We start from the raw sequence: 23,955 nt of genomic DNA, 5'->3' as shown, positions 1-23,955 counted from the left end.
CCATGCGGGTCTTTCACGTTCAGCCCGGCGCCGTCAACGAATCGGCCGGCCTGCCGATGGTGCTGCCGCCGCGCGGCTTCCTGTGGGTGGCCTGCGGCCGGCGCGAGTTCGAACTGGAACACGGCAACATCCAGGCCGCCCTGCAGGTGATGTGCGGCACCACGCTGGTGGACCTGCACGTGAGCGACCTGCTCAACAACCAGTTGCCCTCGCACTACGACTACACCTCGCAATACGACCTTCTGGTGTTCCGCCGGCTGGCCGCTGGCCAGGCCGAGGTCGACCTCGGCCAGCCCGGTGCGGTGCTGACCGAGCCGGTGCGCCGCGGTGGCCCGCCGGTGCTGCGCCGCATCGACACCAGCCCGGTGGGCTTCGCGGTGTTCGACCGCGTGTTGCTGACCGTGCACCCCGCCAGTTGCGGTGTGCTGGACCAGTACTCCGCGCGGCTGCTGGCCAGCGCCGCCAACACCGCACGCACGGTGGGCGCGGGCTTGCCCGCCAGCCCGGCGGATCTCATGCTGCGCATCGTCAACCAGATGGTGGACGGCTACCTCGACCTGCGCCGCGAGCTCACGCGCCAGCTCGATCACTGGCAGAGCGAACTGCTCAGCCCGCGCACGCGCTTCATGAACTGGGCCTCTCTGCTGGATGCGCGCATCTCGCTGCACCAACTCGACGAAATCTGCGAAGACCAGCGCAGCGCCGTGCAGGACTGGATCGAAGCGCTGGAGGAATGGGAAGCCAACGAGGCCATCGGCGGCCAGCGCGGGCTGGAGCTGCTCAAGGTGCGCAGCCGCGATGTGCTGGAGCACATCGAGCGCGTGGTGCACCACGTGCGCCGGCTGGAACAGAACGCAGAGACCGCGGTGCAGATGCACTTCTCGGCGCAGAGCAACCGCACCAACGACATCATGCGCACACTCACCGCGCTCACCGCGGTGTTCCTGCCGCTCAACCTCATCGCGGGCATCTTCGGCATGAACTTCGAGTTCATCCCGCTCATCCACGAGCGCGCCGGCTTCTGGTGGGCCATGGCCTCGATGGTGGGCGTGGCCGTGGGCCTGAGCGTGTACTTCTGGCGCAAGCGCTACCTGCGTTCCTCGGGCGGGCGCTGACGCAGCCGCCTCAGCGCGGCGACGGCTCGTCCAGGCCGAACAGGCGCGCGCCGTTGTCCCAGGCGATCTTTTTCGCCACGTCGGGTGGCAAGGTGCCGAGCCAGGCGCGATAGCCCTGCATGAGGTTGTCGTAGTACAGCCAGCGCTGGTTGATCCAGGTGTCCGAGCCGATCAGGAAGCGGTCGGGGTACTTCAGCAGCAGCGCGCGCCACTCGGGGCACAACACACCGTCGCCACAGGTGAGGCCGGGGCGGTAGGAGAGTTCGCCCTTGAGTTGCGGAAACTTCGCCATGAGCTCGTCGACCCGCGCCAGCGGCGAGCCGCCGATGCCAGTGTGGGCCCAGATCAGCTTCGTGCTCGCGCCCTTCGACGCCGTGTGCGCCATCAGCTTCTCGACCGCCACGTCATCCACGTGCGCGAGGATCACCAGACCCTTCTCATCGGCGAGCCGCATGAGTTGCTGCGCCACCGGGCCATCGGCATTGGCGCTGTCGTAAAGGTGGAACTCGCCCAGGCCGCGGTAGGGGCCCGAGGGCGTGCCGCGCGCCAGCTCGCTGTCCACCATCGCTGCGATGCTCGGGTCGCGAAACCAGTTGTTGTAATCGGCGCGGTTGCGGTAGAGGCGTACGAGGGGCACCACGGTCACGCCGGCGGCGCGTGTCTGCTCGCGCGCCTGCGCCAGCGCGCGCGTGCCGTCGTTGGGGCGCGAGTTGGCCACGATGGCGCGCACACCGTTGCGCTGCATGCGATCGAGCACGTCGGCCAGCGGGTGCGGGCAACCGGGCGAGGCCTGCGCGTCGTGCACGCAGGCCTCGTCGTTGTAATGCAGGTGGGCGTCGAACAGCGGGCCGCTGTACTGCGCGGCAGCCGCGGCCGCAAAGCCCAGGCCCAGCAGCGTCAGCGCGGTCCGCTTCATGGCGTCAACCGATGTGTTGAGCGAAGAACGCCAGCGTGCGCTCACGCGCGAGCTTTGCGCTGGCTTCGTCGTAAGAGCCGCGGTGGTCGCAGTTGAAGCCGTGGTGGGCGGGATAGACGTGCACCGCGACCTCGGGATGCGCCTTCTTGAAGGCCTCCACGGTGTCCAGCGGGATCCAGTGGTCCTGCTCGCCGAAGTGGGCCAGCACCGGCACCCGCGGCTGGCGCGCAATCTCTTCGGGCATTGTCATGCCGCCACCGTAGTAGGGCGCGGCCGCGCTCAGGCCCTTGACCTGCGCGGCCGAACGCCAGGTGAGCAGGCCGCCCCAGCAATAGCCCACGATGCCAACCTTGCCGGCCTGCGCCGCGTGGTCCACCGCGGCCTGGATGTCGGCCATCACGCCCGGCGCGGGCAGTGCCTCCACGGCGCCCTTGTAGCCGAAGCCTTCCTTCATGTCGGACTCGGTGTAACCAAGCTGCACGTCGCCCTTGCCGATACGCGAGAAGGTGGCCGGCGCGACCACGAGATAACCCGCGGCGGCGTAGCCATCGGCCACGGCGCGGATGTGGGCGTTGACGCCGAAGATTTCCTGCAGCACCACGATGCCGCCTTTGGCCTTGCCCGCCGGTTTGGCCACATAGGCGGGGAAGCTGTGGCCGTCGGCGGCCTTGAGGGTGATGGTTTCGCTCATGTGATGGTCTCCTCGGGGTGGAATGAAAAGGCCGCTCAGGCCAGCAACCGGCGTTCGACGAAATCGAGCCGGTCCTGGCCCCAGAACATCTCGCCGTCGACCACGTAGCTCGGCGAGCCGAACACGCCCGCGTCGATGGCGGCCTGGGTGTGGGCATCGGCCAGCGCCTGGCCCTGCTCGCCCTGCGACTGCACGAGCCGCGCGGCGTCCAGCCCGGTCTCGCGCAGCAGGGCGGCCAGGGTGTCTGTATCGGCGATGTCGCGTTCCTGCACCCACACCGCGGTGAGCACGGCGCCCGACAGGCGCATGGCGGCCTGGCTGCCGTCGCGCTCGGCCACCACGCTGATGAGGCGGGCCGAAGGGTCACCGGCGACCGGGAAGTGCTTCGGCTGCAGCGTGAGCGGCAGTTGCAGCCATTCGCTGAAGCGGCGCAGCTCCACCAGGCGGTAGGCCTGGCGCTGCGGCGCGCGCTTGCCCAGCGGCAGGCCGCCCGAGAGCGGGAAGATCTTGCCCAGGTCCATGGGGCGCACGCGCACCTCGGCGCCGGCTGCCGCGGCCATGCGCTCGAAGCGCGCGTGGCCCAGGTAGGCCCAGGGGCTCATGGTGGCGAAGAAATAGTCGATCGTGCGACGCATGCGGGTCTCCGTTGGCTGTTGTAATCGTGCGCTGGCGACGCAGGCGATTTGTACGCCATGCGCGCGAAGGTTGCAGGAGACGGGTTATGACAGAGAAGGTGTTGCTGGTCACGGGGGGCTCGCGCGGCATCGGGGCCGCCACATGCCGGCTGGCCGCAAAAGCGGGCTGGGCCGTGGCGGTGAACTACACGGCCAACTCGCTCGCGGCCGACGAGGTGGTGCGCGCCATCCGCGCCGACGGCGGGCGTGCGATGGCGGTGCAGGCCGACGTGGCCGACGAGGCGCAGGTGCTGCGCATGTTCGAGCAGGTCGACGCAAAGTTCGGTCGCCTCGCGGGCCTCGTGAACAACGCGGGCGTGGTGGACCAGCGCGCCCGGCTCGACGAAATGGACATGGCGCGCTGGCGGCGCATGTTCGACATCAACGTGATCGGCAGCCTGCTTTGCGCGCGCGAGGCCGTGCGCCGCATGAGCACGAAACACGGCGGCACGGGCGGCGCCATCGTGAACGTGTCCAGCGCGGCCTCACGACTGGGCTCGCCCGGCGAGTACGTGGACTACGCGGCCAGCAAGGGCGCCATCGACACCTTCACCGTGGGTCTGGCCAAGGAAGTGGCCAACGAAGGCATCCGCGTCAACGCCGTACGCCCTGGGCTCATCGACACCGAGATCCACGCCAGCGGGGGGCGCCCCGAGCGGCTGCGCGAGCTGGCGCCGTTGATTCCCATGCAGCGCGGCGGCACGGCCGACGAGGTGGCGCAATTGATCGTGTGGCTGCTGTCGGACGCCGCGAGCTACACCACCATGAGCCTGGTCGACGTCTCCGGGGCACGCTGATGGACTTCAAGCCGCTCATCACGCTGCTGGCCATCGTCAACCCGTTGGCCATCGTGCCCTTCTTCATCCACTACACGCAGGGCTTCAGCCGCAAGCAGCGCCAGCGCACGGTGATGATCTCGGCCCTGAGCGCGTTTGCCGTCATCGCCACCTGCGCGCTGATTGGCCTGCAGATCCTCGAGTTCTTCTCGATCTCGCTGGCGAGCTTTCAGGTCGGCGGCGGCATGCTGCTGCTCACGTCCGCGCTGTCCATGCTCAACGCGCGCCCGGCCGAAGCCAAGGCCACCGATCAGGACCTGAGCGACACCTCGGCGCGCGCCAGCATCGCGGTGGTTCCGCTGACCATTCCGCTGCTCACCGGACCGGCCACGATGTCCACCGTGGTGATCTATGCCGACCAGGCGAAGACCTTCTTCCAGCACGCCGCGCTGGTGGGCTATGGCGTGGTCATCGCGCTGGCCACGGCGGTGTGCTTTGCGCTGGCCGAGCCGATCGCGCGCTTCCTCGGCCAGACCGGCATCAACGTGATGACCCGCCTGATGGGCCTGATCCTCGCCGCGCTGGCGGTCGAGGTGATGGCCGACGGCCTGATGAAACTGTTCCCCGCGCTCGCGGGGTAACAGTGCCTCAGGCCTTCACTTCAGCTTTTGCGTCTCGGCGCGGAACTCGGCCAGCACGGCGCGTGCGTTCTTGAGGCCACGGGCTTCGGCCGCCGCCACCCACTTGTCTTCGAGCTGCGCCTGCTTGGCCTTGACCTCGTTGACGAAGGCATCGTTGGCCATCTGGCGCTGCACGCCGGTGGTTTTCTGGATCTCGCGCGAGGCGGCGTCGGTGCGGTCCCAGCCGGCCGCAAACAGGCGCGCCGCGTTCTCGCCCGACACCTTGTCGATGGCCGCCTTCTCCTCAGGCTTGAGGGCGTTGTACTTGGCCGGGTTCATCATGAAAACGAAGCTGGTGTTGTAGAGCCCGCCCGGGAAGGTGGTGGCGTACTTCACCATGCTCAGGCGCATGGACTGCAGGGATTCGTCGGGGAAGAAGGTGCCGTCCATGACGCCGGTGGAGAGCAGTTCGAACGACTCGGTGGCCGGCTTGAGCGTGGTGTTCCAGCCCATGAGCTTGGACAGCTCGTTGATGTTGCCACCGCCGATGCGGAACTTGAGCTTGGCGGCTTCGGCCGCGCTGGTGACGGGCTGCTTGGTGGTGAAGATGATGCCGGGGCCGTGGGTGAACACGCCCAGCACCTTCACGCCGCGGTGCTCGCCCAACGGGGCGAAGTACTTGTCGTAGATGCGCTGGTAGGCCACGCTGGTCGCCATGGAGGTGTCGCCCAGGAAGGGAAACTCGGCCACCTGGGTGAAGATGAAGCGCCCGGGTGTGTAGCCGTCCACCGTGTAAGACACATCGGCCAGGCCGTCGCGCACCGCATCGAAGGTGCCGGGCGGCGCCGACACGGCCTTGGGCAGCAGGTTGCACTTCACGCTGCCTTTGGTTTCCTTCTCGACCGCTTCGCACCACTGGTTCTGCGCCATGGTGGCGCCGTGCGTGGGCGGCAGCCAGGTGGAGACGTTGAGCACGGTCTGTGCACCGGCGCTGGCGCCTAGGGTCATCAGGGCGGCGAAAGTCAGGGTGTGGCGGTTCATGGGCATGTCTCCGGGTCGTTGTCAGGCCGTGGTGGCCGGTCGGGTGGGGGAAAGGGTCGGTGCCTGCTGTTCGGCGCGCACGCGCGCTTCGAGCAGGCGGCGGAACTGGATCAGCGCGGCGTCCATGGCCAGCGGCAGCATGGGCAGCGCGGGGTTGTGCTGGATGTTGCGGTGCTGGGCGGTGATCATGTCGCGGTCCTCGTTGAACGCACCGATCAGGCTGTCGAAGATGCTCTGCGTCACGGTCTCATCGCCCTCGCCGGTGGGATGCGACTGCTGGAAGAAGTAGTGCGTGGTGGTGGCGGTCTCGGGGGTGAGCGTCTGGCACGAGTGCAGGCGCACCGACGGGCCGGGCGCATCGGCGTCGCTGCCGCTGGGGCGTCCGCCCGAGTGCATCAGCAGCGTGCCTGGCAGCAGGAAGTCGTAGACGAACCAGCGGTCGAGGTTGGTGTCGAAGCGGCGGAAGCGTTGGTAGAACGGCGGCGGCGGCACGTCGCTCACATGGCGTGAGACCTTGATGCCGATCTGCGGCCACTCGGCGTTGGGGCCGGGCACGGGTTCGATCACCGGCCGCGCCTGCGCGATGCGCGTAGAGCCACCGAGCGACTTCTCGTGCACGAACGACAGGTGTGAGAAATCGAGCAGGTTGTCGCAGATCAGCAGGTAAGGCGTGTCGTAGTGCAGGTAACCGGGCTTGTTCTGCCACTCGGGCGAATCGCAGCTGAAGTTGTCGGGCAGCAGCGCGTCGTCGGCCAGCGCAGGGTCGCCCATCCACACGAAAACCCACTTGTTCTGCAGCACCAGCGGGTAGCGCTTCACGCGCGCCTTGACCGGGATGATGTCGATGCCCGGGGCCTCGACGCACTGGCCGCGGTGGTCGAACTTGAGGCCGTGGTAGCCGCAACGCACGCAGTCGCCCTCGCGCTTGCCCACCGACAGCGGCGCGTGCCGGTGGCAGCAGCGATCTTCCAGCGCTATCAGATCACCCGCCTGGGTGCGATAGACCAGCACCGGCTCGCCGAGCACGGTGCGCGTGAACAGCTGCGGCGAATCCGCGGGCGGGATCTCGTGGTCCCAGGCGATCACGTACCAGCAATTGCGCAGCCACATGGGGCGTCTCCTCCTCTTGGGGATGGAGCGGCCATGCTAGGCAGCTGGCGCTGGCGGCTTGTCCCCTTCGGGGGGGATGGACGGGGGCATCAGGCGAGCCAGCGCGCCAGCCGCAGCCGGTCTGCCGGCAACCCGGCTTCGGCGAGCTTGGCGTAGGCGCGCTTTCTCAACGTCACCACGGTCGAGGGTGCCACGTCGAGGTCGGCGGCGATGCCGTCGGCGCTGAGGCCGCTGGCGATGCGGGCCACGACCTCGGCCTCGCGCGGTGACAACGCGGGCAGCAAGCGAAGCAGTTTGCGGCGCGCCTGGGCCACCTGCGCATCGCGGTCGGCGGCCACGGCCTGGCTGGCCAGCGACGCCTGGTGCGCCTGGCGCAGCAGCGGCGCCAGGCCCAGCAGTTGCTGGATTTCGTCCGGGCGGAACAAGCCCTGGCGCTCGTCGCGGTAGAGGTGGATGGCCTGCACGGCGCCGGGCGTGGGCGCGTGCAGCAGCGTGAAGCGCTCGGTGAGGCGCTCGCGCTTGTAGATCTCGTTGCGCCAGCCGGCCACGGGCAGTTCGTCGGCGCGGCAGTGCAGCACCGCCACGTCGCGCGCGGGGCCTCGGGCCACGCGGTCGGCCAGGCGCATCACCGAGTCACTGCGCCAGTAGCTGCGGCGGTAGATGGCGAAGCACTCGGCGACCACGTCGCGCTCATGGGTGTGGCGCGAGCTGCCCTCGATGAGCTCGGGCGTGTCGCGCTGCAGGCTCACGAGCGAGAGGTATTCCACCGGCACCACCGCGTGGATGGCACGCAGCAGCCGCGCGGCGCTGGGCGGCGCGCTGGCGCAGTCGATCAGCGCCGAGACGGCGGCCGGGTTCAGGGCCGGGCCGGGCGCGGGGGTGTCGAGCGACCAGATGGCAGGCATGCGGACATTCTCGAAAACCGCCCGCCGCGCGCCAGCGGGCTAACCCTGCTGCGGCCGCGCCGCCAGCGGCGAGGCTTCTTCGGGGTACAGCCCGAGCGTGCGCGCGTGCAGGCGCGCCAGGCCGAGCAGCGCGTCGGTGAACGGTGTGGGTACCTGGGTCAGGCGGCCGAGGTCGGCCACCACCGCCACCAGCGCGTCGAGTTCCACCGGGCGGCGCGCTTCCACGTCCTGCAGCATCGAGGTCTTGAACGCACCGAGCTTGAGTGTGACGGCGTGGCGGTCCTCGGGTTGCTGCGGGATCGGGATACCCAGTTTTTCGCCGATTGCCTTGGCCTCGAGCATGACGGCGCTGATGAAGCCGCGCGCCTGCGGGTCGGCCAGGATGCGATCGGTGGTGGCGCCGGTGAGGGCGCTCACGGGGTTGACCGTCATGTTGCCCCAGAGCTTGAACCAGATGTCCTTCTGGATCTGCGGCGAGAGCGTGGCGTCGATGCCGGCCTCGCGCAGCTTGGCCACCACGGCCTGCGCGCGCGGGCTTTGTTCACCCGAAGGTTCGCCCACGATGAGGCCATTGCCGAAGTGGTGCCGCACCAGGCCCGGTGCATCCACCGAGCAGCTGGCGTGCACCACGCCGCCGAGCACGTGCCGCGCCGGTACGGCGCGCGCCATGGCGCCATGCGGGTCCACGACCGGCAGGGGCGTGCCCTGCAGCTTGCCGCCGAAGCCTTCGAAGAACCACCAGGGCACGCCGTTCATGGCGGTGAGCACGACCGTGTGCCGCCCGATCAGCGGGCCGATGACGGGCGCGATGCCGGGCAACGCGGGCGCCTTGACGGCGAGGATCACGAGGTCGTGCGCGCCGAGTTGGTAGGCGCGATCAGAGGCCTCGAGCGGGCATTGCAGCAGCTCGCCGCCTTGCTGCAGGCGCAGGCCGTGCGTGCGCAAGGCGGCGAGCGTGTCACCGCGCGCCAGCGCACTGACCTGGCAACCGGCGCGGCCCAGGTGCACGCCGAGCCAGCCGCCGATGGCGCCGGCACCGACGATGGCCACGCTCTGGATGGGGGGCAGGTTCATGCGCGCGAGCTTAAACGCTGCATGGGAGACGTTGCGGGTTCACGCGCGGTAGCTGCTGTCGATGCGATCGACCTGGCGCACCAGCGCATCGAAAACGTCGCGCCCGGCGCCGTGGTTCGGATTGAACTGCAGCGCATCGCGCGTGCATTTCTCGGCGATGGCATCGGACACCGGCAGCGCAGCCTGCGGCCCGCCCATGCTGAACGTGGCGAGCTGGATCTCGCAGGCGCGCTGCAGCGTCCAGAGGATGGCGAAAGTCTGCGGCAGTGTGGCGCCCCAGGCCAGCAGGCCGTGGTTGCGCAGGATCACCGCGGGCTTGTTGGCGATGCTCTGCAAGAGGCGCGGGCCCTCGTCGGCGTGGATGGTGATGCCCTCGAAGTCGTGGTACGCCACCATGCCGTGCAGTTGCGCGGTGTAGAAGTTGGTCTGCTGCAGACCGTCCTTCAGGCAGGCCACGGAGACACCGGCCGTGGTGTGCGTGTGCATCACGCAGTGCGCGCCGGCGATGCCGTCGTGAATGGCGGCGTGCACCACGAAGCCTGCGGGGTTCACGCGGTGCGTGGAGCCGTCGAGCACGCGGCCCTGCAGATCGATCTTCACCAGGTTGCTGGCCGTGACCTCGCTGTAGTGCAGACCGAACGGGTTGATCAGAAACTGCTTCTCGCCTGCGCTCACGCTGTCGGGCAGGCGCAGCGTGATGTGGTTGTAGATCATCTCCGTCCAGCCGAGCATGGCAAAGACGCGGTAGCAGGCCGCGAGCTCCAGGCGCGCGGCCCATTCGTCGGGGTGCATGCCGGGCGGCAGCACGGTGCTGGTCTGCAGGGCGGCGTTCATGCGGGGTCTCCTTGCGTGTTCAGTAGGTGTTGGGGCCGTGCGGTTCGGCCTTCTTGAACATGGCCAGCAGCTGTGCGGCACCACTGGCCAGCAGCATCGTGTCGGCGCCCACGGCCACGAACAGCGCACCGGCTTGCAGCCACTGCTGCGCACCGGCCTCAGTGGTGGCCAGGATGCCCGGGGCCTTGCCCGCGGCGCGGATGCGGCGCATGCCATCGGCGATGGCGGCCTGCACCTCGGGGTGCGCGGCATTGCCGCGGTGGCCCATGCTCGCGCTCAGGTCGGCCGGGCCGATGAACACACCGTCCACACCGGGCGTGGCAGCGATGGCGTCGAGGTTTTTCATCGCCGTCACGGTCTCGGCCTGCACCAGCACGCAGACCTGCTCGTCGGCCTCGTGCACGTAGCGCGCGTGCGCCTGCCAGCGCGAGGCACGCGCCAGCGCGCTGCCCATGCCGCGCACACCCACCGGCGCGTAGCGTGTGGCGACCACCACCTGCGCGGCCTGTTCGGCGGTGTCGATCATGGGCACCAACAAGGTTTGCGCGCCGATGTCCAGGTATTGCTTGATGAGCGCGGTGCCGACCTCGCCCACGCCCACCGGCACGCGCACCACCGGGTGCGAGCGCGCGTCGCCGAAGGCTTGCTGCGCGCTGGCCACGGCCTGCAGCTGCGCGAGGGTGCTGCGCACGTCGTTGGGCGCGTGCTCGCCGTCGATGAGCAGCCAGTCGTAGCCGGTGCCGGCGACGAGTTCGGTGCTGTAGGGGCTCGCGAGCGCGGCCCACAGGCCGATCTGCGCGCGGCCGGCGGCCAAGGCCTGCTTGAAAGGGTTGATGGGGGTCTGCATGGCGGGTCGGTCAAACGAAGCGGAAGTGCAGCACGCCGAGCGGGCCATAGTCGGCCTCGAAGCGATCGCCCGCTTTGGCGGGCACCGGGCGTGTGAAGGAACCGGCGAGCACGATCTGTCCGGGTTGCAACGCGTCGCCCCAGTGCTGCAGCTTCTCGGCCAGCCAGGCGATGCCGATCGCCGGGTGGCCCTGCACGCCGGCGGCCAGGCCGGTCTCTTCCACCGCGCCGTTGAGCTTGAGGATGGCGCCGCACCAGGGCAGGTCGGTGGTGAGCGGATTTGCGCGGTAGCGGTCGTCGCCCTCGCCCACCACGATGGCGGCGTTGGCCGCGTTGTCGCTGATGGTGTCGAACACCTTGCGCGGGGCCTTGGTGTGGCGGTCGAACTGCTCGATGCGCGCGTCGATGATCTCGATCGCGGGCGTGACGTATTCGGTGGCGGCCAGCACCTCGTCCACCGTGACCTGGCCGCGGAGTTCGCGCTTGAGCACGAAGGCGAGTTCAACCTCGACGCGCGGCGAGAGGAACCGGTTCGCGGGAATCTGCAGTTCCTCCCCGGCCTTCGCCACGAGCTTCATCGAACCCAGCAGCGTGCCGAAATCGGGCTCGTCGATCTGGCTGGAGAGTTGCATGGCGCGGCTGGTGAGCCCGATCTTGTGACCGATGACCGGGTCCCCGCGCCCGCGCTGCAGTGCGACCCAGGCGCGGCCCACGCGGTAGCCGTCGTCGATGGTCATGCCCGGAAAGCGCTGCGAGAAGTGCGTGAGCGGCTGTCGCGTGCGCGCAGACGCGTCGAGTTCGGCGGCGAGCTGGTCGATGGTGGCGGCGTCGAGCATGTCAGGCCTTGGCGGGCGGCGCGAACAAGGGGTGGATGGAGCTGTTCTTCGCATCGAACACCTCGTGGCCTTCGTCCACCTGCGTGGTGATGCCGATGGCGCGGGTGGCCAGGTGGGTGGCGAAGTGGGCCTTGCACACCGCCTCCATGGTTTCGCCGGTGCGCCGGTGCACCTCGGCGCTACGGCCCTGGGCCATGCGCAGGTTCAGGTAGACGAAGGCGTAGTCGCCGCCGCGGCCCGCGGCCTCGCCGGCCGCGCCGCCGTCGGCAATGGCCCAGTGCGCGGCCGGGAAAGCCAGCACGCGCGTGCCGCCGGTGGGGAACACCTGGCGGTCCTGCTCGTCGCGCACGGTGAGCAGGGCATCGCACAAGCGGCGGCACAGCGCGCCCATATCGGTGCCGCCCATGGCGGGCGGGTGGTCGAGGTTGCCGCTGTAGAGGATGACGAGATGGGGCATGACGTGAACCTTGGTTGCTCTACAAACGGGAGACGGCCTGAAAGCCTTGCGCCGACGAGGCCTGTGGCGCGGGAATGGCGCTGTCGGTGACGGGCGTGACCGGGAACACGATGTTGATCTGCCCAGTGCCAGAGGCGCCGAAGTACGGCGTGATGACCTCGCCCTGGCCGGTGTATTCGCTCCAGCCAAGCGCGCCCAGCATCATGGCGGTGTCGTGCATGAAGCCTTCGCCGTGCCCTTTCACGGCGTACTCGGGCAGCATCTCGCAGAAGGCCTTCCACTCACCGGCCTGCCACATGCGCACCACCTCGTGGTCCATGGTTTCCAGGAACGGGCTCCAGAGCTTGAAGGCGTACTCGGGCGCCAGGCCGTTTTGCGCGAAGCGATGGCTGAGCGAGCCGCTCGCAAGGATGGCGACGGTACCGTCGTACTCGTCTTCGATGGCGCGGCGAAAGGCCCAGCCCAGACGCGCGCTGTCGTTGAGGTAGTGGGCCATGCACAGGGCCGACACCGACACCACCTTGAAGCGCTGATCGGCGTTCATGTAGCGCATGGGAACGATGGTTCCGTACTCGGGCGCCAGGGTGGTGGCATCGTGCGCCAGTGTGTCGACCCCCAGGCTGTTGGCCACCCTGGCCAGCAGCTTGCCCAGGCCGGGGTTGCCCGGGAGGGCATATGGCATGTTGCTGATGAAGTGCGGCAACTCGTTGCTGGTGTAGTTGCCCTGCCAGTGCGGTGCGCAGTTGATGTGATAGCTGGCGTTGACGAGCCAGTGGGTGTCGAAGATGACGACGCTGTCGACGCCCAGGTCCCGGCAGCGCTGGCCGATGGCCTTGAGGCCGTCAATGGCGTCCTGCCGTGTGCCCTTGCGCGGGCCGTCGAACTCGCTCAGGACGATGGACGGAACGTGGGTGATCTTGGCCACCAGTGCGAGCTTGCCCATGTGCGTTGCCTCCTGCGGTGCGGACGCCTCAGACGCCCCAATGCGGAATGTGGTGCGACCCCAGGGAGACGGCCACGTTCTTGGGTTCGAGAAAAACCTCGTGGCTCCAGGTGCCGCCCTCGCGCCCGGTGCCTGAGGCCTTCGTGCCGCCGAAGGGTTGGCGCAGGTCGCGCACGTTCTGCGAGTTCACGAAGCACATGCCGGCCTCGATGGCCGCGGCCACGCGGTGTGCGCGGCCGATGTTCTCCGTCCAGACGTAGCTGGAAAGACCATATTGAATGTCGTTGGCCAGCGCGATCGCGTGGGCTTCGTCCTTGAACGGGATCAGGCAGGCCACGGGGCCGAAGATTTCCTCCTGCGCGATCTTCATGCGGTTGTCGACATCGGCGAACACCGTGGGCCAGACGTAGTTGCCCTGGCGCACGCGCTCGGGCAGCTCGGGCGCGTAAGAGGGTCGGTCAAGGCCGCCGCACAGCAGGGTGGCGCCCTCCTTCGGTCCAAGTTCGATGTAGCCCTTCACCTTCGCAAGATGGGCCTTCGAGATCATCGGGCCGATGATGGTTTTTTCGTCCTGCGGGTCACCCACCACGATCTTCTTTGCGCGCTCGGCGAACTTCTGCGCAAAGTCGGCGTAGATGCTCTGCTGCACCAGGATGCGGCTGCCCGCGGTGCAGCGCTCGCCGTTGTTGCTGAAGATCATGAACACCGCGGCGTCGAGCGCGCGGTCGAGGTCGGCGTCGTCGAATACCACGAACGGGCTCTTGCCGCCGAGCTCCATGCTGAACTTCTTCAGGCCCGCGGTCTTCACGATGCGGTTGCCGGTGGCGGTGGAGCCGGTGAAGCTGATGGCGCGCACGTCGGGGTGGGCGCACAGCGGCTCGCCCGCGTCGCGGCCGAAGCCGTGCACGACGTTGAGCACGCCGGGTGGCACGCCGGCTTCGAGCGCGAGCTCGCCCAGGCGCGCGGCGGTCATGGGCGAGAGCTCGCTCATCTTGAGCACCGCGGTGTTGCCGAAGGCGATGCAGGGCGCGACCTTCCAGGTGGCCGTCATGAAGGGCACGTTCCAGGGGCTGATGAGCGCGCACACGCCCACCGGGTGGAACAGGGTGTAGTTCAGGTGCGTGGGCGTGGGGTAGGTGTGGCCGTCCACGCGCACACACATCTCGGCGAAATAGCTGAAGTTGTCAGCCGCGCGCGGCACGAGTTGCTTGCCCGTTTGCGAAATGGTCTGGCCGGTGTCGTCGGTCTCGGTGCGCGCGATTTCGGGCACGTGCTTCGCGATGAGTTCGCCGAGCTTGCGCACGATGGCCGCGCGCTCGGTGGCGGGGCGGCCGGCCCAGGCCGGGAAGGCGTTCTTCGCGGCCTGCACGGCGGCGTTCACCTCGGCCTCGCCGCCGGCGGCCACGTCGGCCAGGGTTTCCTGCGTGGCGGGGTTGGTGGATGCGAAGCGCGCGGCGCTGGCGACGGCCTTGCCGTTGATGAGGTGCTGGATCGTGGTCATGAGATGTTCACGCGGCGGTGATGGTGTTGTGCAGGTCGCCGATGCCTTGGATGGACGTGATCACCACGTCGCCGGGCTGGCAGTCGACCACGCCGTCGGGCGTGCCGGTGAGGATGAGGTCGCCCGGCTGCAGGGTCATGAAGGACGTGAAGTACTCGATGAGCGTGGCGATGTCGAACACCATGTCGCGCGTGTTTCCCCCTTGCGTGACGGTGCCGTTCACGGTGGTCTGCAGCGCGAGGTTCATCGGGTCGGGCACATCCGCCGCGTCGACCCGCCAGGGGCCGATGGGCGTACCGGTGTCGCGGTTCTTCACGCGCAGGTTGGGGCGGTACCAGTTTTCCAGGTAGTCGCGCACCGCGTAGTCGTTGGCCACGGTGTAGCCGGCGATGAAGTCGTGCGCGTCGCCGCGCTTCACGCGCTTCGCGGTGCGGCCGATCACGACCGCGAGCTCGCACTCGTAGTGCATGTTCTGCACCCCCGCGGGCCGCACGGTGGCACCACGGTGGCCGATGAGCGAGGCCTCGCCCTTGGCAAACGCCAATGGCTCGGTGGGCGGCTTGAAAGCAAGCTCCTTCGCATGGTCGGCATAGTTCAGGCCAAGTGCGAGCACGGTGCGGGCGCGGGGTACGGGGGCAAGCGGCGGCAGCCAGACCACGTCTTCGAAAGCGACGCGGCGGCCTTTGAACGCAGGCGTGAGCAATTCGAGCTGGCCCTCGGCTTCGACGGCGTCGTGCACCGCGCCGGCCCAGGCAACGCGGGCGTGCTTCATGCCGGCACCTCTTGCTCGAAACGCTGCAGTGCGGGTTTGAGCCCCGGCGCGCTGATCTCGACCGCGTCGCCAGCCACCACGCGCGGCCGTGTGCCATCGGGCAAGGCCTCGCTGCCCACCAGCAACACGTCGCCCTCCCGCAGGGTCATGAATTCGCTCACGTCGCGCAGCAGGGTGGGGATATCGCGAACCAGATCGCGCAGCGCTGTCGTCTGTTTGTGCACGCCGTGGATGCGCAGTTCGATCTCGAGCCCGGTCAGGCCGTGGAGGCCGCCGATTGCGGACAGCGGCGTGGGCTCCAGCGGCAGGCCGAGAAAGCCGTCGCGGTTGCGGAACTTCATTGGCGGTCGGTAGTAGCTGTCGTGCGCCAGGCTCATGTCGTTGGCGAGCAGCGCATGCGACGGCGCGCCATCGGCGCCGATCAGCAACCCCAGGCTCGCGGCGACCTCCAGGGTGCCGCCTTCGGGCAGCACCACCGCAGCGCCGTGCGGCGCGAAGGTGTTGGCGGTCTTGACATAGAGCACGGGCGCCTTCGGCGACGCAGCGTACGGTTTGTCGTTCATGCGCGGCTGCCACTGCGCCCATTCGCCACGGAAGTTGAGCAGGGTGCCGTAGACCGTGCCCGACGGGGTCCAACCCGGAAGGGTCATGCGGCCTCCTCGTCGATCTCGTCGACACCGCCTTCGAGCGCGATCACCTCGTCGAGCAAGGCATACAGCTGCGCCAGGCGCGCTTTGCTCAGGCGCTGCTCCAGCCAGTCGTAGTGCGCCTCGATGGTGGCGGAGAGTTTGCGCACCAGCTTCAGGCCCGCGGGCGTGGCGCGCACCACGGTTCGCCTTGCGTCCTGGCTGCAGCGCTCGCGCGTGATGAGGCCGTCGCGCTCCATGCGCGTGAGCACACCACTGAGGCTGGGCCCGAGCAGAAAGGCCTCGCGCGCGATGCGCCCGGTCTCGATGCCGCCCGGCTCGCGCGCATGCTCGCCGAGCACGCGCAGCACGCGCCACTGCTGGTCGCTCAGGCCGTGCTCACGCAAGCTGGGGCGGGTGTGCTGCATCACGGCCTCGCGCGCCTGCAGCAGCAGGCGCGGCAGGTTGCGGTGGGCGAAGGCAGTACCGAGCATGCCGGACATTATTTAATAAGTTAAATAAATCGGCAACCCTGCCCCGGGTGGGTGTTTTCCCGCAGCAGGCCAGGCGCACCACAATCACCGCATGAACCGATTGACCTCCCTACTGGGCACGCGCTGGCCCCTGATTCAAGCGCCGATGGCCGGCGTGCAGGACGCAGGCCTTGCGATCGCCGCGGGCGCCGCCGGGGCGCTGGGCTCGCTGCCCTGCGCCATGCTGGCGCCCGAGGCCATGCAGCGCGAACTGCGGCGCCTGGCCGACACAGGGCGGCCGTACAACGTGAACTTCTTCTGCCACACGCCGCCTCAGCCCGACGGGGCGCGCGAGGCCACCTGGCGTACCGCGCTGGCGCCTTACTACGCCGAGATCGGACAGGACGTGAACGCCGTGCCTGCCGGCCCCGGGCGTCTGCCGTTCAGCGATGCGGCGGCGGATGTGCTCGAAGCCTTCAAACCGCGCGTGGTGAGCTTCCACTTCGGCCTGCCAGCGCCCGCGCTGCTGGCGCGCGTGAAGGCCTGGGGCGCGGTGGTATTGAGCTCGGCCACCACGGTGGATGAAGCGCTCTGGCTTGAAGCGCACGGCGCGGATGCGGTGATCGCCCAGGGGCTGGAAGCCGGTGGCCACCGCGGGCACTTCCTGAGCCACGACCTCACGCTGCAGACCGGCACCTTCGCGCTGCTGCCGCAGATCAAGGCCGCGCTGCGCGTGCCGGTGATTGCAGCCGGCGGCATTGCCGACGCCGCGGGCGTGCGCGCGGCCATGGCACTGGGCGCCGACGGCGTGCAGGTGGGCACGGCCTACCTGTGCAGCGACGAGGCCACCACCAGTGCCCTGCACCGCGCGGCGCTGCGAAGTCCGGCCTCGCGCCACACGCAGCTCACCACCCTGTTCACGGGCCGGCCGGCGCGCGGCATCCCGAACCGGGTGATGCGCGAACTCGGTGCCCTGCAAAACGCCGCGCCGGCGTTCCCGCTGGCCACCGCGGCCATCGCGCCGCTGCGCGCGCACTGGGAGAAGCAGGGCAAGGGGGACTTCTCGCCGCTGTGGTCGGGGCAGAACGCCAGCGGCTGCCGCGCGGCGGGCGCGGCAGCGATCACACAGGAACTGGCCAAGGGGTTCGGGCCGATATAGTCGCGCCCCTATGGCCAAGGACAAGACGATCTTCACCTGCAGCGAGTGCGGCGGCACCAGCCCGCGCTGGCTGGGCAAGTGCCCGCACTGCAACGCCTGGAACACGCTGGTGGAAGGCGTGGCCGAGGGGTCTGGTGCGCCCGCGAAGAACCGTTTTGCGGCGCTGGCCAAGACCGCCGAAGTGATGCCGCTGGCCAAGATCGAGGCCAGCGACGTGCAGCGCACGCCCACCGGCCACGAGGAACTCGACCGGGTGTTGGGCGGCGGCATCGTCGAAGGCGGGGTGGTGCTGATCGGGGGCGACCCGGGGATCGGCAAATCCACCCTGCTGCTGCAGGCCCTGGACAGCCTGCAACGCGCCGGCCTCAACGCCTTGTACGTGACCGGCGAGGAAAGCGGCGCCCAGGTGGCGCTGCGCGCGCGCCGGCTCGGCATCGAAGGCTCACAGGTACAGGTGCTGGCCGAGATCCAGCTGGAGAAGATCCTGGCGACGCTGGACAGCGTGCGGCCCGCGATCGCGGTGATCGATTCGATCCAGACCGTGTATTCCGAGCAGCTCACCAGCGCGCCGGGCTCGGTGGCGCAGGTGCGCGAGTGCGCAGCGCACCTCACGCGCGCGGCCAAGGCCTCCGGCACGGCCATCGTGCTGGTGGGCCACGTCACCAAAGAGGGCGCGCTCGCCGGCCCGCGCGTGCTGGAGCACATGGTGGACACCGTGCTCTATTTCGAAGGCGACACGCACAGCAGCTACCGGCTCATCCGCGCGATCAAGAACCGCTTTGGCGCGGTCAACGAGATCGGCGTGTTCGCCATGACGGAGAAGGGCCTCAAGGGTGTGAGCAACCCGAGCGCGATCTTTCTCTCGCAACACGCCGAGCCGGTGCCCGGCAGTTGCGTGATGGTGACGCTGGAGGGCACGCGCCCGCTGCTGGTGGAGCTGCAGGCCCTGGTGGACAGCGGCGGGCCGAGCCCGCGCCGGCTGAGCGTGGGCCTGGAGCGCGACCGCCTGGCCATGCTGCTGGCGGTGCTGCACCGCCACGCCGGCGTGGCCTGCATGGATCAGGACGTGTTCGTGAACGCCGTCGGTGGTGTTCGCATCAGCGAGCCCGCGGCCGACCTGGGTGTGATGCTGGCCATCACCAGCAGCCTGCGCGGCAAGCCGCTGCCCAAGGGCTTCATCGCCTTCGGTGAGGTGGGCCTGGCGGGCGAGGTTCGCCCGGCCCCGCGCGGGCAGGAGCGCCTGAAGGAGGCCGCCAAGCTGGGCTTCTCGGTGGCGGTGGTGCCCAAAGCGAACCTGCCGAAGAAGAACGACAAGGCCTTCGAGGGCCTGACCGTGCACGGCGTGGAGCGCATCGAGCAGGCGCTGCAGCTCGTTCGTACCCTGGATTGAGAGGGCCGCCCGCATGAGTTGGCAACGCATTCTGGTGGCGCTGGTTGCCGCCGCCCTGCTGTTCTGGGGCCACCGGCAGTACGGCTGGCCCGGCGTGGCCGCCGTCGCGGGCGGCCTGCTGATGTGGCTGCTGCTGCATTTCACGCGGCTGATGGCGGTCATGCGCCGCGCCGCGCAGCGCCCCATCGGGCACGTGGACAGCGCGGTCATGCTCAACGCCCGGCTGCAGGCCGGCATGCCGCTGGTGGGCGTGACGGGCCTGGCGCACGCGCTGGGCGAACAAGTCTCGGCCGAAGGGGAGCAGCCCGAGATCTATCGCTGGACGGACCCGGGCGGCGCCAGCGTGCAGGCGCGCTTTGCCCAAGGCAAGCTGCTGGACTGGGGGCTCAAGCGCCCCGGGCCCGACGGCGAGCCGGGTTCCGCAAAGTAAAATCGCCGGCTGTCCGAACACACTCCCACACCCCAAGGATGCCCATGAGCCCGACCCCTCCCTCGATGTCCGACCGCGACGGCAAGATCTGGATGGACGGCCAGCTGGTGGACTGGCGCGACGCCAGGATCCACGTGCTGACGCACACCCTGCACTACGGCTGCGGGGCTTTCGAGGGCGTGCGGGCCTACAACACAGTCAACGGCACCGCCATCTTCCGTCTGCAGGAGCATACCGAGCGCTTGTTCAACAGCGCGAAGATCCTGCGCATGAAGATCCCGTTCACTCAGGAACAGGTGAACGAAGCCCAGAAGCAGGTGGTGCGCGAGAACAAGCTCGAGAGCTGCTACATCCGCCCCCTCACCTGGATCGGCGACAAGAAGCTGGGCGTGAGCCCCAAGGGCAACACCATCCACCTGAGCATTGCGGCCTGGGCCTGGGGCGCCTACCTGGGCGACGAGGGATTGAAGCGCGGCATCCGCGTGAAGACCAGCAGCTACACGCGCCACCACGTCAACATCACCATGACGCAGGCCAAGGCGGTGAGCAACTACACCAACAGCATCCTGGCCAACATGGAAGCCACGGATGAAGGCTATGACGAGGCCCTGCTGCTGGATACCGCTGGCTTCGTGAGCGAAGGCGCGGGCGAGAACCTGTTTGTCATCAAGGGCGGCGTCATCTACACGCCCGATCTCTCGGCCGGCGCCCTCAACGGCATCACGCGCAACACCGTGTTCCACATCGCCAAGGACCTGGGCTTGGAGATCGTGCAAAAGCGCATCACCCGCGACGAGGTCTACATCGCCGACGAGGCCTTCTTCACCGGCACCGCCGCCGAGGTGACGCCGATCCGCGAGCTCGACCGCATCGAGATCGGCGCCGGCAGCCGCGGCCCGATCACCGAGAAGATCCAGAGCGCTTTCTTCGACATCGTGAACGGCCGCAACCCGAAATACGCGCATTGGCTCACCAAGGTCTGACCATGAGCAAAGCCATCGTCGAACTCAAGGCCAAGGACCTCAACGCCCACGGTGGCGTGTACTGCCCCAGCCCGCTGGCCGACATGAAGCTGTGGAACAGCCACCCCAAGGTCTACCTGGACGTGGCGCGCACCGGCGAGGCCAAGTGCCCGTATTGCGGAACGGTGTACAAGCTCGCGGCGGGCGAGCACGTGGCCCACGGGTATTGACGGCGCGGGATGATGGGCGGTGACGACCCGGCACCGCACAGGGAGAGAACACACATGATCCTGGTCACCGGCGGCGCCGGCTTCATTGGCAGCAATTTCGTGCTGGACTGGCTCGCGCAAAGCGACGAGCCGGTGCTCAACCTCGACAAACTCACCTACGCGGGCAACCGGCGCAACCTCAGCAGCCTGGACGGCGACGCGCGCCACGTGTTCGTGCAAGGCGACATCGGCGACACCGGCCTGGTGGCGCGGCTGCTGGCCGAACACCGGCCGCGCGCGGTCATCAACTTCGCCGCCGAGAGCCACGTCGACCGCTCCATCCACGGCGCCGAAGATTTCATCCAGACCAACATCGTGGGTACCTTCCGCCTGCTGGAGGCGGTGCGCGGTCACTGGCTGGACCTGCCCGAGGCCGAGCGCGCGGCGTTCCGCTTCCTGCACGTGAGCACCGACGAGGTGTACGGCAGCCTGACGCCCGACGCGCCAGCCTTCACCGAGCAGCACGCCTACGAACCCAACAGCCCCTACAGCGCCAGCAAGGCCGCCAGCGACCACCTGGTGCGCGCCTGGCACCACACGCACGGGTTGCCGGTGCTCACCACCAACTGCAGCAACAACTACGGGCCCTACCACTTCCCTGAAAAGCTGATCCCGCTGATGATCGTCAACGCCCTGGCGGGCAAGCCACTGCCGGTGTACGGCGACGGCATGCAGGTGCGCGACTGGTTGTATGTGGGCGACCACTGCAGCGCCATCCGCCGCGTGCTGGAGGCCGGACGCGTGGGCGAAACCTACAACGTGGGCGGCTGGAACGAGCAGCCCAACATCGAGATCGTGCACACCATCTGCGCCCTGCTGGATGAACTGCGCCCGCGCGCCGACGGCCAGCCTTACACGGTGCAGATCTCCCACGTGAAGGACCGCCCGGGGCACGACCGCCGTTACGCGATCGACGCGCGCAAGATTGAGCGTGAGTTGGGATGGCGGCCGGCCGAGACCTTCGACACCGGCATCCGCAAAACGGTGCGGTGGTTCCTGGACCACGCGGATTGGGTGGCGGAGGTGCAGAGCGGGGCGTATCGTGAATGGGTGAACGCCCAGTACGAGGGCCGCGCGTGAGAATCCTGCTGCTGGGCGCCCATGGCCAGGTGGGCTGGGAGCTGCAACGCAGCCTGGCGCCGCTGGGCGAGCTGATCGCGCTCGACCACAACACGCCCGAGCCGGCCGACTTCGCACAACCCGACGCATTGACGGCAATGGTCGAACGCGTGGCGCCCGACGCGATCGTGAACGCCGCCGCCCACACGGCCGTGGACCGCGCTGAAAGTGAGCCTGAACTCGCCCACACGATCAACGCCACCGCGCCGGGCATGCTGGCGCGCGTGGCTGCGGCCCGTGGCGCGCTCGTCGTGCACTACTCCACCGACTACGTATTCGACGGCAGCGGCCAGCACGCCCGCACGGAAGACGCGCCCACCGGCCCGCTCAGCGTCTACGGCGAGACCAAGCTCGCCGGCGAGCAGGCCGTGCGAGAGAGCGGCGCGCGCCACCTGATCCTGCGCACCAGCTGGGTCTACGGCGCGCGCGGCCAGAACTTCCCCAAGACCATGCTGCGGCTGGCGCAGGAGCGTGCCGAGTTGCGCGTCATTGCCGATCAGGTGGGCGCCCCCACCGGCGCCGAGCTGCTGGCCGACGTGACGGCACACGCCCTACGCGCCGTTCGAACACAGCCCGCCCTGGCGGGCACCTACCACGTGGCAGCGGCCGGTGAAACCAGCTGGCACGGACTCGCGGGTTTCGCCATCCACACCGCGAAGGCCCTGCGCCCCGATCTGCCCTGGCGTGTCGAGCGCATCGAGCCCATCCCCACCACCGACTACCCCACCCCGGCGCGCCGGCCGCTCAACTCGCGCCTGGACACCGCCCGCCTGCAGACCGCCTTTGGTCTGCAGATGCCCCCTTGGCAGGCCGGCGTGCGTCGTATGCTCACGGAGTTCCTCGCCCCAACATGAGCACCACGCAACGCAAAGGCATCGTCCTCGCCGGCGGTTCGGGCACGCGCCTGCACCCCGCCACCCTGGCCATCAGCAAGCAACTGCTGCCGGTGTACGACAAGCCCATGATCTATTACCCGCTGAGCACGCTGATGCTCGCGGGCATTCGCGACGTGCTGGTCATCAGCACACCGCAGGACACGCCGCGCTTCCAGCAATTGCTGGGCGACGGCAGCGCCTGGGGCATGAACCTGCAGTACGCGGTGCAGCCCAGCCCCGATGGCCTGGCCCAGGCCTTCATCATCGGCGCCGACTTCGTGGGCAACAGCCCGAGCGCGCTGGTGCTGGGTGACAACATCTACTACGGCCACGACTTCGCGAGCGTGCTGCACCGCGCCGATGCGCAGCCGGGCGGCGCCACCGTGTTCGCCTATCACGTGACCGACCCCGAGCGCTACGGCGTGGTGGCCTTCGATGCGGCCGGCAAAGCCACCAGCATCGAGGAGAAGCCCGCGCAGCCCAAGAGCAACTACGCCGTGACCGGCCTGTACTTCTACGATGCGCAGGTGGTCGACATCGCCAAGGCAGTCAAGCCCAGTGCGCGCGGCGAACTCGAGATCACTGCCGTCAATCAGGCTTACCTGGAGCGCGGCCAGCTCAACGTACAGATCCTGCAGCGCGGTTACGCCTGGCTCGACACCGGCACCCACGACAGCCTGCTCGACGCCGGCCAGTTCATTGCCACGCTGGAGCACCGCCAGGGGCTGAAGATCGCCTGCCCGGAAGAGATTGCCTGGCGCAATAGGTGGATCGACGCGACGCAGCTGCAGCGGCTGGCGGAGCCGTTGAAAAAGAACGGGTATGGGCAGTACCTTTTGCGGTTGTTGAAGGACCGCGTGTTCGGCGGTGCCAGCGCATGAGCGGCAACCTCAAGGTCACGCCCACCGCCATCCCCGGCGTGCTCATCCTCGAGCCCCGGGTGTTCGGCGACGAACGTGGTTTCTTCCTTGAAAGCTTCAACCAGCGCGCGTTCAACGAGGCCACGGGCCTTGACGTGCAGTTTGTGCAAGACAACCACTCGCGCTCGGCCAAGGGCGTCCTGAGGGGCTTGCACTACCAACTGCCGCCCCATGAACAAGGCAAGCTTGTCCGTGTGGTGCGCGGGAGCGTGTTCGACGTGGCGGTGGACATCCGGCGTGAGTCGCCAACGTTCGGTCGGTGGGTCGGGGTGGAGCTGACTGAAGACAATCACCAACAACTCTGGATTCCGCCGGGGTTGGCGCACGGATTCCTGGTGACGAGCGATTCGGCGGATTTCATCTACAAGACGACCGACTATTACCTGCCGGTGGCAGAGCGCGGGATCGTGTGGAACGATCCGACCCTGGCGATTGGCTGGCCTGACACGCCGAAGCGCCAGCTTTCGGTTAAGGACTCGACCGCACCGACACTTCAGCAGGCTCTTGACGGCATCGGCTGAGAAGTGCCATTTACTCCCCGGTGCTGGCCATGGACCAACGCGCCCAGCAGAACGGCGACGACCGGCAAGACCTCCAGCCAGCGCGTGCCTCGGCGTAGCA

General features: G+C 68.6%; 28 protein-coding genes. 12 read left to right on the top strand and 16 right to left on the bottom strand.

Annotated elements, in window-relative coordinates; translation table 11 throughout:
* Nucleotides 1–2: 2 nt before the first annotated feature.
* Nucleotides 3–1,115, top strand: a complete 1,113-nt coding sequence (locus M3149_RS08380; protein WP_251708854.1) for a magnesium transporter CorA family protein — start codon at nucleotides 3–5, stop codon at nucleotides 1,113–1,115.
* Nucleotides 1,116–1,125: 10 nt separating this feature from the next.
* On the opposite strand, the gene M3149_RS08375 is transcribed toward M3149_RS08380, so the two are convergent.
* From M3149_RS08375 to M3149_RS08365, 3 genes are read right to left on the bottom strand one after another with little or no spacing between them, the layout of a single operon-like run.
* Nucleotides 1,126–2,031 carry an amidohydrolase family protein gene (locus M3149_RS08375; protein WP_251708853.1) on the bottom strand — a complete coding sequence of 302 codons (906 nt, stop codon included), beginning with the start codon at nucleotides 2,029–2,031 and terminating at the stop codon, nucleotides 1,126–1,128.
* Between the two features lie 4 nt (nucleotides 2,032–2,035).
* Nucleotides 2,036–2,722, bottom strand: a complete 687-nt coding sequence (locus M3149_RS08370; protein WP_251708852.1) for a dienelactone hydrolase family protein — start codon at nucleotides 2,720–2,722, stop codon at nucleotides 2,036–2,038.
* 35 nt (nucleotides 2,723–2,757) lie between these two features.
* Nucleotides 2,758–3,357: a 2-hydroxychromene-2-carboxylate isomerase gene (locus tag M3149_RS08365; protein ID WP_251708851.1), complete on the bottom strand. Its 600-nt coding sequence runs from the start codon at nucleotides 3,355–3,357 to the stop codon at nucleotides 2,758–2,760.
* A gap of 86 nt (nucleotides 3,358–3,443) precedes the next feature.
* On the opposite strand from M3149_RS08365, the gene M3149_RS08360 reads away from it, so the two are divergent.
* Nucleotides 3,444–4,193 (top strand): SDR family oxidoreductase, encoded by a 750-nt coding sequence (locus M3149_RS08360; RefSeq protein WP_251708850.1) that lies wholly within the window; start codon nucleotides 3,444–3,446, stop codon nucleotides 4,191–4,193.
* Nucleotides 4,193–4,813, top strand: coding sequence for a MarC family protein (locus tag M3149_RS08355; RefSeq protein WP_251708849.1), 621 nt, complete (start codon nucleotides 4,193–4,195; stop codon nucleotides 4,811–4,813). Before M3149_RS08360 ends, M3149_RS08355 begins: the two co-directional genes overlap by 1 nt.
* 15 nt (nucleotides 4,814–4,828) lie before the next feature.
* Here M3149_RS08355 and M3149_RS08350 read toward each other — a convergent pair whose 3' ends face one another.
* The 13 genes from M3149_RS08350 to hpaR form a co-directional block, all read right to left on the bottom strand.
* Nucleotides 4,829–5,833 (bottom strand): TRAP transporter substrate-binding protein, encoded by a 1,005-nt coding sequence (locus M3149_RS08350; RefSeq protein ID WP_251708848.1) that lies wholly within the window; start codon nucleotides 5,831–5,833, stop codon nucleotides 4,829–4,831.
* Between the two features lie 21 nt (nucleotides 5,834–5,854).
* Nucleotides 5,855–6,943: an aromatic ring-hydroxylating dioxygenase subunit alpha gene (locus M3149_RS08345; protein WP_251708847.1), complete on the bottom strand. Its 1,089-nt coding sequence runs from the start codon at nucleotides 6,941–6,943 to the stop codon at nucleotides 5,855–5,857.
* An 89-nt stretch (nucleotides 6,944–7,032) separates the two neighbouring features.
* Nucleotides 7,033–7,848 carry a helix-turn-helix transcriptional regulator gene (locus tag M3149_RS08340; protein WP_251708846.1) on the bottom strand — a complete coding sequence of 272 codons (816 nt, stop codon included), beginning with the start codon at nucleotides 7,846–7,848 and terminating at the stop codon, nucleotides 7,033–7,035.
* A 39-nt stretch (nucleotides 7,849–7,887) separates the two neighbouring features.
* On the bottom strand, nucleotides 7,888–8,922 hold the full coding sequence (locus M3149_RS08335; protein WP_251708845.1) for a 2-dehydropantoate 2-reductase: 1,035 nt from the start codon (nucleotides 8,920–8,922) through the stop codon (nucleotides 7,888–7,890).
* 39 nt (nucleotides 8,923–8,961) lie between these two features.
* Nucleotides 8,962–9,756, bottom strand: coding sequence for a class II aldolase/adducin family protein (locus tag M3149_RS08330; RefSeq protein ID WP_251708844.1), 795 nt, complete (start codon nucleotides 9,754–9,756; stop codon nucleotides 8,962–8,964).
* A 19-nt stretch (nucleotides 9,757–9,775) separates the two neighbouring features.
* On the bottom strand, nucleotides 9,776–10,603 hold the full coding sequence (locus tag M3149_RS08325) for an aldolase/citrate lyase family protein (RefSeq protein ID WP_251708843.1): 828 nt from the start codon (nucleotides 10,601–10,603) through the stop codon (nucleotides 9,776–9,778).
* A gap of 10 nt (nucleotides 10,604–10,613) precedes the next feature.
* Nucleotides 10,614–11,438 carry a 2-oxo-hept-4-ene-1,7-dioate hydratase gene (gene hpaH / locus M3149_RS08320; RefSeq protein WP_251708842.1) on the bottom strand — a complete coding sequence of 275 codons (825 nt, stop codon included), beginning with the start codon at nucleotides 11,436–11,438 and terminating at the stop codon, nucleotides 10,614–10,616.
* Between the two features lies 1 nt (nucleotide 11,439).
* Nucleotides 11,440–11,895 (bottom strand): 5-carboxymethyl-2-hydroxymuconate Delta-isomerase, encoded by a 456-nt coding sequence (locus M3149_RS08315; protein WP_251708841.1) that lies wholly within the window; start codon nucleotides 11,893–11,895, stop codon nucleotides 11,440–11,442.
* Between the two features lie 19 nt (nucleotides 11,896–11,914).
* Nucleotides 11,915–12,838, bottom strand: coding sequence for a 3,4-dihydroxyphenylacetate 2,3-dioxygenase (gene hpaD / locus M3149_RS08310; protein ID WP_251708840.1), 924 nt, complete (start codon nucleotides 12,836–12,838; stop codon nucleotides 11,915–11,917).
* A gap of 28 nt (nucleotides 12,839–12,866) precedes the next feature.
* A complete protein-coding gene (hpaE, locus tag M3149_RS08305) occupies nucleotides 12,867–14,339 on the bottom strand; it encodes a 5-carboxymethyl-2-hydroxymuconate semialdehyde dehydrogenase (protein ID WP_251708839.1) in 1,473 nt (490 codons plus the stop codon).
* A gap of 7 nt (nucleotides 14,340–14,346) precedes the next feature.
* On the bottom strand, nucleotides 14,347–15,111 hold the full coding sequence (locus M3149_RS08300; RefSeq protein WP_251708838.1) for a fumarylacetoacetate hydrolase family protein: 765 nt from the start codon (nucleotides 15,109–15,111) through the stop codon (nucleotides 14,347–14,349).
* On the bottom strand, nucleotides 15,108–15,761 hold the full coding sequence (locus tag M3149_RS08295; protein ID WP_251708837.1) for a fumarylacetoacetate hydrolase family protein: 654 nt from the start codon (nucleotides 15,759–15,761) through the stop codon (nucleotides 15,108–15,110). Before M3149_RS08295 ends, M3149_RS08300 begins: the two co-directional genes overlap by 4 nt.
* Nucleotides 15,758–16,231, bottom strand: a complete 474-nt coding sequence (gene hpaR, locus M3149_RS08290) for a homoprotocatechuate degradation operon regulator HpaR (RefSeq protein WP_251708836.1) — start codon at nucleotides 16,229–16,231, stop codon at nucleotides 15,758–15,760. Before hpaR ends, M3149_RS08295 begins: the two co-directional genes overlap by 4 nt.
* A gap of 91 nt (nucleotides 16,232–16,322) precedes the next feature.
* On the opposite strand from hpaR, the gene M3149_RS08285 reads away from it, so the two are divergent.
* The 9 genes from M3149_RS08285 to rfbC are packed head-to-tail and all read left to right on the top strand — an operon-like array spanning nucleotide 16,323 to nucleotide 23,855.
* On the top strand, nucleotides 16,323–17,369 hold the full coding sequence (locus M3149_RS08285) for an NAD(P)H-dependent flavin oxidoreductase (RefSeq protein WP_251708835.1): 1,047 nt from the start codon (nucleotides 16,323–16,325) through the stop codon (nucleotides 17,367–17,369).
* A 10-nt stretch (nucleotides 17,370–17,379) separates the two neighbouring features.
* Nucleotides 17,380–18,759, top strand: a complete 1,380-nt coding sequence (gene radA, locus M3149_RS08280; RefSeq protein ID WP_251708834.1) for a DNA repair protein RadA — start codon at nucleotides 17,380–17,382, stop codon at nucleotides 18,757–18,759.
* A gap of 13 nt (nucleotides 18,760–18,772) precedes the next feature.
* Nucleotides 18,773–19,189, top strand: a complete 417-nt coding sequence (locus M3149_RS08275) for a glycerate kinase (RefSeq protein WP_251708833.1) — start codon at nucleotides 18,773–18,775, stop codon at nucleotides 19,187–19,189.
* Between the two features lie 44 nt (nucleotides 19,190–19,233).
* The gene (locus M3149_RS08270; RefSeq protein WP_251708832.1) at nucleotides 19,234–20,172 is read left to right on the top strand and encodes a branched-chain amino acid transaminase; all 939 of its coding nucleotides are present in this window, start codon (nucleotides 19,234–19,236) and stop codon (nucleotides 20,170–20,172) included.
* Between the two features lie 2 nt (nucleotides 20,173–20,174).
* A complete protein-coding gene (locus M3149_RS08265; protein WP_251708831.1) occupies nucleotides 20,175–20,381 on the top strand; it encodes a zinc-finger domain-containing protein in 207 nt (68 codons plus the stop codon).
* Between the two features lie 54 nt (nucleotides 20,382–20,435).
* Nucleotides 20,436–21,500: a dTDP-glucose 4,6-dehydratase gene (gene rfbB / locus M3149_RS08260; RefSeq protein WP_251708830.1), complete on the top strand. Its 1,065-nt coding sequence runs from the start codon at nucleotides 20,436–20,438 to the stop codon at nucleotides 21,498–21,500.
* Nucleotides 21,497–22,393, top strand: a complete 897-nt coding sequence (rfbD, locus tag M3149_RS08255; protein ID WP_251708829.1) for a dTDP-4-dehydrorhamnose reductase — start codon at nucleotides 21,497–21,499, stop codon at nucleotides 22,391–22,393. Before rfbB ends, rfbD begins: the two co-directional genes overlap by 4 nt.
* Nucleotides 22,390–23,295, top strand: a complete 906-nt coding sequence (gene rfbA / locus M3149_RS08250) for a glucose-1-phosphate thymidylyltransferase RfbA (RefSeq protein ID WP_251708828.1) — start codon at nucleotides 22,390–22,392, stop codon at nucleotides 23,293–23,295. The genes rfbD and rfbA overlap by 4 nt, the downstream gene beginning before the upstream one ends.
* The gene (gene rfbC, locus M3149_RS08245) at nucleotides 23,292–23,855 is read left to right on the top strand and encodes a dTDP-4-dehydrorhamnose 3,5-epimerase (RefSeq protein WP_251708827.1); all 564 of its coding nucleotides are present in this window, start codon (nucleotides 23,292–23,294) and stop codon (nucleotides 23,853–23,855) included. The genes rfbA and rfbC overlap by 4 nt, the downstream gene beginning before the upstream one ends.
* The last annotated feature ends 100 nt before the right edge of the window (nucleotides 23,856–23,955 follow it).

This window comes from Hydrogenophaga intermedia, from assembly GCF_023715105.1.
Lineage (GTDB): Bacteria > Pseudomonadota > Gammaproteobacteria > Burkholderiales > Burkholderiaceae_C > Hydrogenophaga > Hydrogenophaga intermedia_A.
The sequence above is the reverse complement of the archived record's forward strand: the minus strand, read 5'-3'. Positions and strand labels throughout refer to the sequence as shown.